Source organism: Parabacteroides sp. HGS0025, from assembly GCF_000969845.1.
GTDB classification, from domain to species: Bacteria; Bacteroidota; Bacteroidia; order Bacteroidales; family Tannerellaceae; genus Parabacteroides; species Parabacteroides gordonii.
Map to the genome: position 1 here is coordinate 663,311 of NZ_KQ033902.1, position 14,948 is coordinate 678,258.

At 45.3% G+C, this 14,948-nt stretch carries 11 protein-coding genes; 4 read left to right on the plus strand and 7 right to left on the minus strand.

Annotation, left to right across the window (positions count from 1 at the left end; all coding sequences use genetic code 11):
- Positions 1-53: 53 nt before the first annotated feature.
- From HMPREF1212_RS02370 to HMPREF1212_RS02380, 3 genes are all read right to left on the minus strand, one after another.
- Positions 54-839 (minus strand): TatD family hydrolase, encoded by a 786-nt coding sequence (locus HMPREF1212_RS02370; protein ID WP_046148295.1) that lies wholly within the window; start codon positions 837-839, stop codon positions 54-56.
- Between the two features lie 4 nt (positions 840-843).
- The gene (locus tag HMPREF1212_RS02375) at positions 844-1,818 is read right to left on the minus strand and encodes a polyprenyl synthetase family protein (protein ID WP_046148296.1); all 975 of its coding nucleotides are present in this window, start codon (positions 1,816-1,818) and stop codon (positions 844-846) included.
- A gap of 80 nt (positions 1,819-1,898) precedes the next feature.
- Entirely contained in the window at positions 1,899-2,588 is a 690-nt protein-coding gene (locus HMPREF1212_RS02380) for an energy transducer TonB (RefSeq protein ID WP_028729633.1), read from the minus strand.
- Between the two features lie 220 nt (positions 2,589-2,808).
- Here HMPREF1212_RS02380 and porQ point away from each other — a divergent pair, with 220 nt between their 5' ends.
- The 4 genes from porQ (at position 2,809) to pfkA (ending at position 6,481) form a co-directional block, all read left to right on the plus strand.
- Positions 2,809-3,810 (plus strand): type IX secretion system protein PorQ, encoded by a 1,002-nt coding sequence (porQ, locus tag HMPREF1212_RS02385; RefSeq protein ID WP_046148297.1) that lies wholly within the window; start codon positions 2,809-2,811, stop codon positions 3,808-3,810.
- Between the two features lie 19 nt (positions 3,811-3,829).
- On the plus strand, positions 3,830-4,519 hold the full coding sequence (cmk, locus tag HMPREF1212_RS02390) for a (d)CMP kinase (RefSeq protein WP_046148298.1): 690 nt from the start codon (positions 3,830-3,832) through the stop codon (positions 4,517-4,519).
- Between the two features lie 12 nt (positions 4,520-4,531).
- The gene (locus tag HMPREF1212_RS02395; protein ID WP_046148299.1) at positions 4,532-5,404 is read left to right on the plus strand and encodes a 4-hydroxy-3-methylbut-2-enyl diphosphate reductase; all 873 of its coding nucleotides are present in this window, start codon (positions 4,532-4,534) and stop codon (positions 5,402-5,404) included.
- A gap of 96 nt (positions 5,405-5,500) precedes the next feature.
- Positions 5,501-6,481, plus strand: a complete 981-nt coding sequence (gene pfkA / locus HMPREF1212_RS02400; protein WP_028729629.1) for a 6-phosphofructokinase — start codon at positions 5,501-5,503, stop codon at positions 6,479-6,481.
- 73 nt (positions 6,482-6,554) lie between these two features.
- Here pfkA and meaB read toward each other — a convergent pair whose 3' ends face one another.
- From meaB to HMPREF1212_RS02420, 4 genes are read right to left on the minus strand one after another with little or no spacing between them, the layout of a single operon-like run.
- Complete coding sequence (gene meaB, locus HMPREF1212_RS02405) at positions 6,555-7,652, minus strand: methylmalonyl Co-A mutase-associated GTPase MeaB (RefSeq protein WP_046148300.1); 1,098 nt, start codon at positions 7,650-7,652, stop codon at positions 6,555-6,557.
- Positions 7,653-7,661: 9 nt separating this feature from the next.
- Positions 7,662-8,774, minus strand: a complete 1,113-nt coding sequence (locus tag HMPREF1212_RS02410) for a DUF1573 domain-containing protein (protein WP_046148301.1) — start codon at positions 8,772-8,774, stop codon at positions 7,662-7,664.
- A 29-nt stretch (positions 8,775-8,803) separates the two neighbouring features.
- Positions 8,804-9,181, minus strand: coding sequence for a DUF1573 domain-containing protein (locus HMPREF1212_RS02415; protein WP_028729626.1), 378 nt, complete (start codon positions 9,179-9,181; stop codon positions 8,804-8,806).
- 50 nt (positions 9,182-9,231) lie between these two features.
- Positions 9,232-14,904 carry an alpha-2-macroglobulin family protein gene (locus tag HMPREF1212_RS02420; protein ID WP_046148302.1) on the minus strand — a complete coding sequence of 1,891 codons (5,673 nt, stop codon included), beginning with the start codon at positions 14,902-14,904 and terminating at the stop codon, positions 9,232-9,234.
- Between the last annotated feature and the right edge of the window lie 44 nt (positions 14,905-14,948).

Consider the following 14,948-nt stretch of genomic DNA (forward strand, 5'->3'; position numbering starts at 1 on the left):
ATATACACAATATCTGACAGAATAAATTTTGTCTATCGGCTGAAAAAGTCAAACTATGCATGTTTATTAGTAATTTTAAATAAATCCAGCGCGTTTTTTCTTGTTAATTCTACTGTTTCGTCCAGTGTCAGGCCGTATGTGTCCGCTACCTTTTCAGCCGTTTTCCATATATATACAGGCTCATTTCTTTTCCCTCTGTAGGGGACGGGAGCCAGGTATGGAGCGTCTGTTTCGAGTACTATGCTGTTAATGTCGGTAGATAAAATTGTGTCCGACAGTTTTGAGTTTTTAAAGGTGATTACCCCGTTAATACCCAATTTGAATTTTTTCAATTTCTTAATCTCTTCCAGATCTGTAATTGTTCCGGTAAAACTATGGAAAACTCCTGTCAGTTTATCGGCTCCGACTTTGTGGATGCTTTCCAGCACTTCCGGATAGGCGTCTCTTGTATGGATTGCCACCGGAAGCCTCAGGTCAATACTCCATTTCAACTGTTCTTCGAATACAATTTTCTGCTCTTTCAGGTATGTCTTGTCCCAATACAGGTCGATCCCTATTTCTCCGATAGCACAATAAGGCCGTTTACCGAGATATGATTCTGTCTTTTTCAGGGCTTCGGCATAGTGTTCGTCCACACTTGTCGGGTGTAATCCCATCATAGGATAGGCGAAACCGGGGAATCGGTCGCATAAATTATGCATCCGGTCTATTGTTGTGAGGTCTACATTCGGCAGAAGCAGTGTGTCGATACCTGACTTCAGGGCAGCGTCAACCAGTGCATCTTGCTCCGGGTCGAATTCCTCCAGGTACAGATGGTTATGCGTATCAATTAACTTCATACGATTAAGACTGGCGATACATTAAATGATTAGTAACTTCTTTTAATATCGTTAATTTCTCAGCTGGTACATTTAATTCTGCCAGATGTTCCATAGCCTTGTCGTAGTATTTCTGCATTTTAGCAGTGACAATATCTTTCAGAAGCAATTCATTATATATAGTAGTGACAGCTTCGATTTTTTCAGCAGGTACAAATGTATCTTTGCTGATCCAGTTGTTTAAAATTGCTTTTTGCCCGGCAGAGGCCAGTTCGAAGGCATGTATCAGCATAAATGTCTTTTTGTTGCAGATAATGTCTCCACCGATATTTTTACCGAATGTGGCAGTGTCTCCATAAACGTCCAGCAGATCATCCTGTAACTGGAAAGCCAAGCCGATGTTTATTCCGAATTCATAAAGATGGATCGCATCTTCTTTAGAAGCCCCTCCGATGATGGCTCCTGTTTTTAAGCTGCAAGCAAGCAGAACAGCTGTTTTTAACCGGATCATTTCCATATATTCCGGTTCGGTCACGTCAGCCCGTGACTCAAACTCCATATCATATTGCTGACCTCCACAGATCTCGAGAGCTGTGGCAGTGAACAGGTCGAACACTTCTTTCAGGTGTTCCGGTTTTGTTTTTCCGATCAGTTGATAAGCGGCAATCAACATAGCGTCTCCCGAAAGGATCGCTGTGTTGTCGTTCCATACTTTATGAACTGTCGGTTTGTTTCTTCTTTTATCCGCTTTATCCATCAAATCATCATGCAACAGGGTGAAGTTATGGAATACTTCTATTCCCAATGCCGGATTGATCACATTGTCTACATTTTCCTTATATAAGTTGCAGGCCATTAATGCTAATGCCGGACGGATCCTTTTCCCCCCCAATGACAGGATATATTCGATCGGGTCATATAAGCTTTTAGGAGGATATTCGAAACTGAGTTGAGAGATTTCGTTTTCTATTTTTTGCAGGATCTCGTTGAAAGATAACATATAGATATTGAATTATGGATAAGACAAAATAAAAAAAGGCTGCAAGTTTACAGCAGCCTTTTTAATATGTTTAAAAATTATTATTGTAATCTGAAGGTTACAGGTACTGTATATTTTACACGTACGGGTTTACCTCTCTGCTTACCAGGAGACCATTTCGGCATACTGTTGATCACACGCAAGGCTTCTTTATCCAAAGATGGGTCTACACCACGGATAACTTCTGCGTCAACGATAGAACCGTCACGGTTTACAACGAACGAACAAGTTACACGACCTTGAATACCATTTTCCTGTGCAATAACCGGATACTTGATTGATTTTGCAAGGTATTTCAATAATTCTCCTTGTCCACCTGGGAATTCCGGCATTGTTTCTACAACGGTGAAGATCTGTTGAGCGGATTCTTCTTCTTCTTCTACAACTGCGGGTGCAACGTAAGCTTCAACCTGCGCTGAGCTCTGGTCGTCCTCAGATGAGATAAGATCCACTTGATCCAGTTCGACATCATCTTCCACAATGTTCAGTTGTTCTACTGCAGCAGGTGCTGGTGGTGGAGGAGGTGGAGGAGGTGTGTCCTCCGGTCTTGTAATTTCAATTTCTTCTTCAGCGATGATATCTGCTACGCCTTCTGTTTGGACGATCTGGATATCACGGGTTCCCCATTCGAACCCAACGAATAGAACGGCCAGACCAACAACCATACCCATCAGGATACCGAGTGTTTTGCCCCCTTCTAAGTCCGCTTTCGGTGATTTCTTAATTTCCATACTCTTTATAATGTTTAAATATGTGTTTTCCAGTACGCAAAAATACAAATTATTTTATATATCAATAAAAAACAGGGAAAAATACTTCTGTATTTTCATTTTTTTTTGAACCGGAAGAAAAATAACAGCGATTATATACCTTTTTCTTGTTTTTTCCGTTTCTGTTTATGGTATATGTTATAACCGTATTAATATCTTTGTACGCATTTTGTTGAAAAATATGAGAAATATATTATCTGTACTGTTCCTTTCGTTTTTTTTGCAGTCTGTCGCGGCACAAACCGGAGAGCAGGTGTTTACGTTTTTGAATTATCCTTCATCAGCCAGGGCTAATGCTCTTGGGGGACATACCGTGTCCCTGATAGAAAGAGACCCTTCCCTTATTTTTCATAATCCGGCTTTACTGGGTGGTGAAATGGACGGTATGATAAACTTGAACTATATGAATTATATAGCTGATGTGAATGTGGGAAGTGCCCTTTTCACGAAGGCATTCCGTGAACGCGGAGCCTGGGGTGTCGGGGTCAATTATTTCCATAATGGTAAATTTATAGGGATGGATGAGAATAATCAGCCGACAGCCGATTTTACTGCGAACGATATTGCAGTGAACGGTTTCTTCTCTTATGACCTGTCGGAGCGCTGGCGTGGTGGTGTCTCTATGAAGTTCCTTTATTCCAATTATGATATCTATACTTCAGTAGGGCTCGCGGTAGATGCCGGTTTGAGCTATTACAATTCGGAAAAGGAATTTTCGTTTGGTTTTGTATTCAAAAATATCGGTGCACAGTTGAAGCCTTATAACGATGATCGTCAGAAGATGCCTTGGGACATCCAGATGGGAATTTCAAAGAAGATGAATCATGCGCCTTTCCGTTTGTCTGTTACAGCCATGCATCTGAACCGTTGGAAATTCGATTATATCGACAAGGCGGATCCCGACTATAAGGGAGATAATTTCGCTCAGGCCTTGTTTAAGCATTTTGTATTTGGTGTAGATTATATACCCAGTGAAAATTTCTGGATCGGCGTAGGCTTTAACCCGAAAACCAAGATGGATATGAAACTGCAGGGAGGAGGTAGCGGACTGTCCGGTTTCTCTGCCGGTGCAGGTGTAAAGATCAAAATGTTTGATGTTGGTGTCTCTTTCGCCAAATACCATCCTTCGGCGATGTCGATGATGGTTAGTGTTTCAACTACGTTGGCCGATTTTAAACCTTGAAAATATAATTAAGACAAGAATGAAAAAGATAGTAATTGCAATAGATGGTGTTTCTTCTACGGGGAAGAGCACTATGGCAAAAGACTTAGCAAAAGAAATTGGCTATACTTATATAGATACGGGAGCCATGTATCGCGCGGTAACATTATATTGTATTCAGCATAATCTGTTCAAAGGAGATCAGATCGATGAGGAAAAATTGCAGGCGGCGATGGGTGATATCCATATCTCGCTCCGCTTTAATCCGGAGACAGGACGCCCCGATACTTATCTGAACGGCGTTAAGGTAGAAAAAGAAATCCGTGGAATGGAAGTGGCAAGCTGGGTAAGCCCTGTGGCTACATTAGGATTTGTGCGCCGTGCCTTGGTGGCAATGCAGCAGGAAATGGGGAAAGAAAAAGGGATCATCATGGATGGCAGGGATATCGGAACAGTTGTTTTTCCGGATGCCGAACTGAAGATCTATGTAACCGCCAGTCCGGAAGTTCGTGCACAACGTCGTTTGGACGAGCTGAAAGCAAAGGGAGAAGCTGCTTCCTATGAAGAAGTGCTGGAGAATGTCAAGACCCGCGATCATATAGATTCCACACGTAAGGAAAGCCCTCTCCGACGGGCGGATGATGCCCTGGTGCTGGATAACTCGAACATGACCATTGCTGAACAAAAAGCCTGGTTGCTTGTTCAATACAATAGAGCTATCTCTAATTAGGTAACAGTTACAATGATTGAAGTAGAAATAGATAAAGGCTCCGGCTTCTGCTTCGGGGTAGTGACAGCTATTGAAAGTGCCGAACGTGAACTGAACAATACGGATATTTTGTATTGTTTAGGTGATATCGTACACAATAGCCTGGAGGTTGAACGGCTACAGGCACATGGCCTGCGAACGATCGACCATCGTGAGTTCTCTGCATTAAAAGGAAAAAAGGTCTTGCTTCGTGCCCACGGCGAACCTCCTTCAACTTACGAAGTTGCCCGGCAGAACGATATTACAATAGTCGACGCCACTTGTCCGGTAGTTCTTCAATTACAACGTAAAATACATAAAAGCTATCAGGAAAGCCGTATTAATAATACCCAGCTGGTCATATACGGAAAGAAAGGACATGCCGAAGTGAACGGCCTGGTGGGACAGACTGAAGGTACGGCAATTGTGGTGGAAAAGATAGAAGACCTGGATCGCCTGGATTTTGGTCGCGACATTTGTCTGTTTTCCCAGACTACCAAGTCGCTGGACGGATTCCGTAAGATCGTGGAAGAGATATATCGACGGAAGGCAGAAAATGCCCGTTTTGAATATCATGATACGATCTGCCGTCAGGTAGCCAACCGCCTCCCCAATATCAAAGCGTTTGCATCCAGCCACGACTGGATTTATTTTGTGGCAGGTAAAAAAAGTTCGAACGGTAAAATGTTGCTGGAAGAATGCCGTAAGGCAAATCCCAATACCATCTTTATATCGGAAGTGAAGGAGATCACCGAACCGCTTCCGGCCGGAGTGCGCCGGGTGGGTGTTTGTGGAGCGACCTCTACTCCGAAATGGTTGATGGAAGAGGTGGCTGTTCGTATTCAGGAGCTCAATGCAGGTCGTTGATAGAATGATTAAGATTTCATTAAGTTTAAGAGAAAATGAAAGGTTGTTGGCAAATAATTACTATTTTTGCCGCGAATAATATAAAATAAAGACGCTATGTCTACTATTAAATGTATTGGCATTTTAACGTCCGGAGGTGATGCTCCCGGAATGAACGCTGCCATCCGTGCAGTGACGCGTTCCGCTATTTATAACGGGATAAAGGTTAAAGGTATTTTCCGAGGTTTCAGAGGATTGATTACAGGTGAAATTGAAGAGTTCAGGACTCAGAATGTAAGTAACATCATCCAGCGTGGTGGAACAATATTGAAAACAGCTCGTTGTATGGAGTTCAAAACTCCCGAAGGCCGTCAGCAGGCATACGATAAGCTGATGGAAGAAGGAATCGATGCACTGATCGCCATCGGTGGTGACGGTACATTGACCGGAGCTCGTATTTTCGCACAGGAGTTTAATTATCCTATAGTAGGTCTTCCCGGAACGATCGATAACGACTTGTATGGTACGGATGTAACGATCGGATACGATACCGCTTTGAACACGATTATGGAGTGTGTGGATAAGATCCGCGATACAGCCACTTCGCACGACCGTCTGTTCTTCATCGAGGTGATGGGACGCGACGCCGGTTTCTTGGCATTGAACGGTGCGATTGCTTCCGGAGCTGAAGCGGCTATTATTCCGGAGATCTCTATGGAAAAAGACCAGTTGGCCGAAATGATCGAAAACGGTTTCCGTAAGTCGAAGAACAGTAGTATCGTTCTGGTGGCTGAAAGTGAAGTGACCGGTGGCGCAATGGGAGTTGCCGAACGTGTAAAGAACGAATATCCTCAGTTCGACGTCCGTGTCTCTATTCTGGGACACCTGCAGCGTGGTGGATCGCCTACGGCTCAGGATCGCATTCTGGCAACCCGTATGGGAGTTGCCGCGATCGATGCATTGCTGGACGACCAGCGTAATGTCATGATGGGTATACAGAACGACCAGATCGTATATGTTCCGTTCTCGAAAGCCATTAAGAATGATAAACCGATCAACCGTGATTTACTGAATACACTTCGCGTGTCTTCTATCTAAACATCCGGTTGTCAGACATAAATAAACCCCGCAGGAAATGATCCGGCGGGGTTTATTCGTTTTAGGGTAAACCTTATTTCTTTGATAAATTTTCCAGGAACAAATCCATCATCCGTTTGGCAGCAACGAACGAGCTGATCTCGTTGTTCAGCACCTGCTGTTCTGTCCGTGCCAGCATACTTTCTACGGCCGGATTATGATAGAATGTTTCACGTAATGTATCGTTGATGCTTTCATACATCCAATACTTGGCCTGTTCATTTCGTTTGAAATTGAAATAACCGTTCTTTTTAGTAAACTCCATGTATTCACCGACCATGTCCCAGATCTCTTTGATCCCTAGATTATAATAACCGGAATAAGTCAACACTTTCGGGAACCAGCCTGAGTCGGCAGGCGGGAAAAGATGCAGAGCGTTCTTGAACTGTGCAGCTGCAAGTTTGGCTTTATCGATATTATCGCCATCCGCTTTATTGATGATGATACCATCCGCCATTTCCATGATACCGCGCTTGATACCTTGCAGTTCATCCCCGGTTCCGGCCAATTGGATAAGCAGGAAGAAGTCGACCATTGAATGTACGGCCGTTTCACTCTGTCCGACACCCACTGTTTCAACGAATACGGTATCGAAGCCGGCAGCTTCGCACAGTACGATCGTTTCGCGTGTCTTGCGGGCAACACCACCCAGCGAACCGGCCGAGGGTGAAGGGCGGATAAACGCATTCTTCTCCCGTGAAAGGGCTTCCATGCGGGTTTTATCTCCCAGGATACTGCCTTTGGAACGTTCGCTACTCGGGTCGATGGCCAATACAGCCAGTTTGCGTCCTTCCTTGATCAGATGCATACCGAACGCATCGATAGAAGTACTTTTTCCGGCACCGGGAACACCGGTAATACCGATACGCACCGATTTACCGGCATGAGGAAGACATTTTTCGATAATCTCCTGAGCCAGTTGCTGATGCTCGTATTTAGCGCTCTCGACCAGGGTTACTGCCTGGCTGAGAATGGTTATGTTACCTTTCAGTATCCCTTCTACAAATTCGGAAGGGGTATATTCTTTACGTTGGAGTCTCTTTTTCAGATACGGGTTTACAGTCGGTACGTCGGCTACTCCCTTGTTTACCTTTAATCCTCTGTAAAGATCGTCGTTTTCGGGATGTTCCATAATGAATAATTATTTTTCTGCTGTTACTTTTATCAGGCGAACAGGGCCGTTCGGGTCGTTGCATACAACATTGATAAGCGCTTCCAGTTTCGTCTTGATCTCTCTCGGACGGACTGAAATCTTATAAGTTGCAGTTACTCCCGGTTTAATCTCTTTCTTACCTCCGGAGATATCTACCAATTCATTATCACACGTGATACTATGGATAATCAATGGTGATTTCCCAGTATTGGTAATGTCGACAGTTCCGGTCACTTTTCCTCCGATCAATGGGATGAAGCCGCCCCTTTCCGGTAGTTTACCGAAGTCGAGCAATGTTCCCGATAACTGTGCAACAGGAGCTTGCGCCTTTTCTGCAGCCGATAATTTTCCAAAGTTATCGATAATATTGGCAGCAACATGTATTTTGCCGGAAATTTCTTTTTGTCCGATGCTTTCAACCGTTAAAGGAATTTCTGTTGTAACCCGTCCTTTTCTTTTGGTTGCTTTGGCATCCAGCAATAAGGTTATTTCACCGACTTCATCCGGAGCCAGTTGAGTAGGACGTATCTCCACAGTCAGGAAATGGGGAACTTTTCCCTGTTGGATAGTCAGGGTGGTTTTACCTTCATTCTTTACACTGATCTTTTCGCCCAATGTCTCGTCCGGACGGATACTGCTGTACAGAACCGTTTTGGTCTGCAACTTCAGGTCACCGATCGAGTAGGGATAGATAAATGCGGGCTGAATCGGTTTAGGTGTAACGTTCCCTTTGATAGCCAGCGTGTAGCTGCCTTTTTTACCGTTGCTGAATATAGAAACAGTTTTGTAGAACGGGCCCGGACGTCCTTTGGGATTGTAGGTTACTTTCACGTTTCCTGTCTTTCCCGGGGCAATAGGTGCTTTTGTCCATTCCGGTTGCGTACAACCACAGGATGCAGTGATACGGGTGATGACCAATGGGCTGTCTCCCGTATTTTTAACGACAAAAGTATGACTGGCCAATCCGTCCGCTTCGGCAATCGTTCCGAAGTTGTAAGTCAGTTCGTCTGCACTTATCTGAGCTCCGTTCTGTGCGGCTATATTCGCTGTGAACAGGAATATGCAGCACAGAATAAAGCACAGTCTTTTTATATTCAGCATTCTTTGTTTTTAGTTTTGCTTGTTTGGTATTAAAGAACTTCTCCCCGAATGGTCAGGATAAAACTACCCGTTTTACCGTTGCTGTAAACTGAAATCGTTTTAGAGAACGGGCCGGGACGTCCTTTCGGATCGTATGTAATCTTAATGTCTCCACTCTGACCGGGAGCGATCGGTTCTTTAGTCCATTCCGGTGTCGTGCATCCGCAGGAAGCAATTACGCGAGTAATAACCAGCGGAGCATCACCTGTATTTTTGACTGCGAATGTTGCAGATACTTTTCCGTCGGCTTCTTTAATTTGTCCAAAGTCGTGAGAGGTTTGTTCTGCAGAAATAACTGCTTTTTTCTGAGCAGAAGCCATTCCTGTAGCAAGCAGGATTGCCATAAAAATAAAAATAATCTGTTTCATTTTACTTTTTATTTAGCTATTGTTTATGTTACAAAGATAGAGAATAAGAATTAAAAACTGACAGATATTGCCTCACTTTCTGTATGTGAAACAAACTCGGGAGCGTACAGGCATTGAATTGTACTGAATCCTCCGGCATAATCACCGGTGCGTGTTACGTAAACCGGATACTCGATCACGAAGGTTCCCGCCGGCAAACGGTTGAAGAAGAAGTTTTCTGATACATCCGTCGGCGACTGATAGTACATCACTCCATCCCTGAACTTCGTACCGGAGATCTGGTTGGCCGGCTCAAAACATCCTGCCCGCAGGTCTTTCAGGAATACATAATCCATTTCGCGGTCTGTGCGGATGGTCAGGCGTACAACCACTTTATCACCCACACGGAGCTTGCCTTCTGTTACCGGTTGTATCTGCAGGCCTGTTCCGCTGTTGCTCTCAATAAATAATTTCTTTTCCACATTGAGTACACCCTGTTGTTTATCCACTTTATTGATGTTCTCGAAATACTGTTCGTAAACAGCTCCCCAGGCAGGCGCATTTCCTTCCTTCCGGATGGAAACGGAATTGCTTTCGGAAGAAATTTCTTTTTCACCCAGTACAACCTTCAGATAACCTGTTGCCGTTTCACCTTCGGCGGTGCTGTATGTCTTACCTCCCCAGTTGACGGTGCAGGTATTGTTTTCATTCAGCCAGTCGCTTCCGGTCAGCAGCAATGCATAGATTGCGTTTATCGTGGCGGGAACCGATTCCCAGTTCTGGGTACGCTTCTGGTTCAGCAGCCATTGTTTCAGGCGGTCGGTATCTTTGGTGTTCGGTGATAACGTATTGAACACTTTCATCAACAGGCAGTGCGTATCGATCGGAGAGATAAAGAAACTGTTTTCTCTCCGGTTGTTAGCCCAGTACATACCCTGTTCGTTGGAAACGGTTGCCGTTTTGCGTAACCATGCCAGGATATTGTTTGCCACTTCTTTCTTTCCGTTCCGTTGCATCAGCAGGGCAATTTCACCTTTACCGTAAAGGCCCTGTTTGCTCCATGTTTTCTCTGCCTGTGCCGTATAGAAACGGATCGCTTCGCGGGCGTCTCCCAGTTCCGGGATATCGCGGTAGGAACTGCGGACGAACAGGTATTCCAGTTGCAGGGAGTTAGGTACGCTTGTCTGCCAGTTCTTATCGGCTTTTTGCAGGCGTTCGTAATCCAGTTGCATCTGTTTATCCAGAAATTTCAATGCTTTCATCTGCATTTCTTTTTCTTCCTGTCCGTATTGAACGGCACCCAGTTCGACCAGTTGCGACATACCTTTCAGGATATGCAGGGTGATTTCACGGCTCGGGTAGAAACCTTTGAACCAGCCCCAGGCACCCTCTTCGTTCTGTTGTTTCAGCAACTGTTGCAAAGCCAGTTCGCGTTGCTGGCCGGCACGGTTCATGTCGAACAACAACGACAGGCGTTGTTTCTGTTCTGTTTCGTTGTCGGCAGCCAATACCCACGGCGTTTCCTGTAGCAGGATATTCTTCAGTTCCTGGTTCTTTTCCAGGTTCGAATATAAGGTGGATGCTGTTCCTCCCTGTGCCTTCCACTGGCTGATCACCTGCTGGATGCGCGGGTTGGCTGTGGCAATGTAATTAGCCAGCGTATTGCTGTAATAAGAAGCGAACCAGGAAATGATATTGTCGTTTTCCGGCTGTGTCAATGTCGGCAGCGCCTGTACGGCATACCAGATCGGGTTGGCGGTCAGTTCCAGTGTCATGCTGAACGGCTTACGGGTTCCGGTAGCCTTGTTTCCTGACAAACGGATCTGTTGTTCGTTATCTCCCATCAGGTAGAACGGAGTACTTTCCGTGATCAGTATCTGATTGGAGAGAACCGGGATTAAATGTTGTTCGCCATCGTTGCCGGAGTCAGAGTCGGCTATGATACGGCAACCGATCAGATTGATCGTTTCCGGCACGCGGAATGTCCATGAAGCAGTCGTGATGCTGTCGGCCGACAATGTAAAGGCCTTCTGCGATTTGGTAAGGCAGATCACAGGCTGGTCTGTTGCCGGATCGAACAATTCGAGGCTAACGCGTCCGGAGATAGATTCTTTCGAGTTGTTTATCACCTGTGTACTGACGGATACTTCGTCGCCCTGGCGCATAAAGCGTGGAAGATTCGGCAGTACCATCAACGGCTTACTGCTGATCACCTCTTTGGTCAGCATACCATATTTCATATCGGCAGTGTTAGCCAAAGCCTGGAATTTCCAGGTCGTATTGCTTTCGGGTAATGTGAATTGCAGCATAACGTCTCCTTCTGCATTTGTCAGCAGGGAAGGATAGAAGAAGGCTGTTTCGTTGAAGTTTTCACGAATTTGCTGAACAGGTAAAGTTTGTGGTAGGTTATTGCCGTTATCGACACCTGGGGCAGCCATGTCGGCCGATGCTTCTACGGTGTTTTCTGCCAGCATGCTATCGGTAGCACGAGAGTAGGTTGCCATTCCTGTTGATTCAACCTCCTCTTCTGCAATTATTGGAGCGGCAGCAGATTTCATCATAATACCTCCGCCACGGATCCTATAGTTTCTGAAGTCCATAATACCTTGCCAGTTTAAACGGTCGTACTGGTAATCAGGAATATTGGCTAGTTTCAGCTCTCCGGCATCATACATTGTCCGCTGATCCATGCTTGTGCCTGTATTAAAGGTTGGAGCATACAGATAAACAAAACGTTCCGGATTGAAGAACCAGTTGAACGGCAGTATCTTGTCCAGTGAAGCATCATACATGCTTGCCAGAATTTCGGCGGCTACGGGAACAGAGTCGGCATCCAGTATACGGAACTTCCATGTTTCCTGGCTACCCGGCAGCAGACGGTCACGGAATGTTGTCGGCCGGATGGTCAGGCGACGATCCGGTTGCTGACGTTTGATCTGCGACTGTGTAGTATACAGCTTACCGTTCTTTACAAAGGTGAAGCTGGCAACAATACCTTCCCCGTAACTTTCCAGGAATGGGATACGGAAGAGGTGGTTCTCATTATTCAATACCATTTGTTTGCGTGAGATACATTTGCCGTTCTGGTAAAGTTCGTATAACACATGTGCATCTTTATCCGATGTACCGAACACTATTCGGGCTTCTTCGCCCGGCTGGCAATCTGTCTTTTCATTCAGTAACCACAGGTGAGTGAATACCGGCGGTCTTTTGTCGCGCAGGCTGTATAGGATAAAGTCGTCTTGTGCAGTGGCAGGACGGCCTTTACTGTCTTTTGCTTCCAGCTTGATGCGATAACGGCCGGCCGGAAGTTTTTTGAATACTTCTTTGTCGATCGTCTGACCGGAAATGAAATTACCGGCTCCAACTTGTTGCTCTTCTTTATATTCTTCCTGTCCGTATCGGTTCTCTTTGCCAGTATCGCCCAGTTTATAGATCGTATAAGTACCGTTGACAGTCAGCTTTTCCCCGTTCAGGGTTTGTGCCGAAACGGTTGCATTGACAGAATCTTTATCTATCTGCGACGGAATATTGGTGCTCAGGACGATACCGGTTTCACCAACAGAGAAAGTGTATGTAGCTTCCTGTGTCTCTCCGTTACTGTCGGTCAGGGTTGCTGTAACGACATAGCTCTGGTAGGGGAAGAAGCTGTATCCATCTGTTGATTTCTCCGGACGGAAATCAACGGAGAATGTGCCGTCACTGTTGATGGTTGTAGTTCCTTCTGCCACTTGCTCGTTCGTGTTTCCTCCAAAATAACCGCGCAACCAGAAAGGTCGCTTATTAATACGGTAAGTCACTTCACCGCTTTGCAGGGAAACGCCGGAGAAGGTTTGTGCCTTACCCTCGATCGTTACCCGGTCGCCGAAAGAGATATCACCTTTAATCGGAAGCAGTTCGACAAAGAACGTCGGGCGTTTATATTCTTCCACACGAACGCTGGTACTTGTATATTCGGTGGAAAGCGTGAACATTCCGCTAAGTGTTTGCTGCGGCAGTGTAAACTCTCCGTTGAAGGAACCGAACTTATCTGTTTTCAGTGTTTTGGTAGCCACCTCTTTCCAGTTGGCATCCCGTAAAGTTATTTTATAGCTTTCTCCTTCAACGGCATAAGGTGTTTGCGTATCGTTGACGTAAGCAATACCTTTAAAATATAATGTTTGTCCCGGACGGTATAGACCCCGGTCGGTGAACAGTGAGAGTTGAGGACGTTTTTTTGTTTTATTCTGCATTTCCCGACTGTTCGGATAAAAAAGCGTCAGCATGGAATAGGCGTCTTCGCGGTGTGTGACCTGATAAGCCATCATATCACTTTGACGGGGAAGAACGGCTAATCCGTCGCGGTCTGTTTTTACGCTACCCTGCTTTTGCAGGTTACGGCGTTTGCCGGAATAGTAAGTCACGGAAGCATCGCTTACCGGTTTGCCACTCAGATAGCCCGTCACCAGTATTTCTGTGGAACCATCCGGCATATTGCGTGAAACAGCAGCCAGGCGGCTGACACTAAACAGATTGTTTGTCTTTAGCCCTTTGCCGGGTACGGTGACGATACATTCATAGAGCCCCATGTGTTCCATCGGGATAACAAGGGTTGTATCCAAGTCGGTGTATGTGTTCGGTTGTGATAAAGAGAAAGTGACCTTTTTAACGAGTGCACCCAGCGCTTTACTCGTATCTGCTTCATTATAATATGTTGTCTGCTGAGGTGTTTTCAGGCTTTTGTATATACTGACTGTGATCTCGGGGACATTTTTGTAATTCACCTTAAGAGTCAGTTCTTTTCCTGGATAGATATTATTTTCCGTATTGATCCGCAGTGACGGATTTTGCATTTGTGCCAGTCTGTTTTTTATCAGGCCGATCCGGTCGTAGTTCGGAAAACGGGCGATTGTTTCTTTACAAAGGTTGTATTCTATTGCCTTGATAGAATCCATTTTTTCGGGATCGTTATAGTTGTAGGCAAATCCAAATGAATTCAACCGGGCAGCCACGATCTCCACCGAATAATCTTTATCGGCATATACTTTCATCAGGCTGTCGAGGGCGGCCTGATATTCTTTTCTTTCTTTATCCTGTTGCAGGGAAGAATATTTGAATTGCAGATAATCGAGAGTGGTAAGGACTACCGCTTTCTTATCCGGCTGTGTATTCAGCCAGGCAATCAGCTTTTCATATATCTCTGTCGAGGGAGCTATATCCAGTGCACGGAATGCCAGAAAATCGTATAGGCTGGGGCGCAGGGTAGGGGTGTCTTTCCCGGTTTCGAGGATTGCCTTGAAATCGGATACCGGCGTTTGCTGTAACAGCTCGGCCGGTTGCAGGGAGGCGGTTAGCTCTTCTTTGACCTTTTGGGTGAAAAGATTGGAAGTCCATTCCCGTATATCTTCGGGAACGTAACCGACCAGGTCTGTCCGCTGGTTGATCTTCCAACGGTTCTGCATGTAGTAGTTGTTATACATTTCCGCTACCATCGAATGCAATACGGCTGCGGAAGCCGGGGCTTTACATTCGGCTGCATAGTTTTCCACTTCTTTGATAAGCGCAGGGAAGTCATCATCGTTCACTTCTAACTGGTCTTTCATTTTACCGATCAATGCTTTGATCAGTTGGGATGTATTCTTGCCTTGAATGGCTCTTTCAATCATTTTACTTTCATTTGTTGATTGTGCCGCTCTTGTGTACATGAACGCTGCCGAAATGCAACATACGATCAGCGCGGAAATCAAAATTGCTCTTATCTTCATATCTATACGGATTTACTTGTTAAACAACATCGTTTGCTATATAG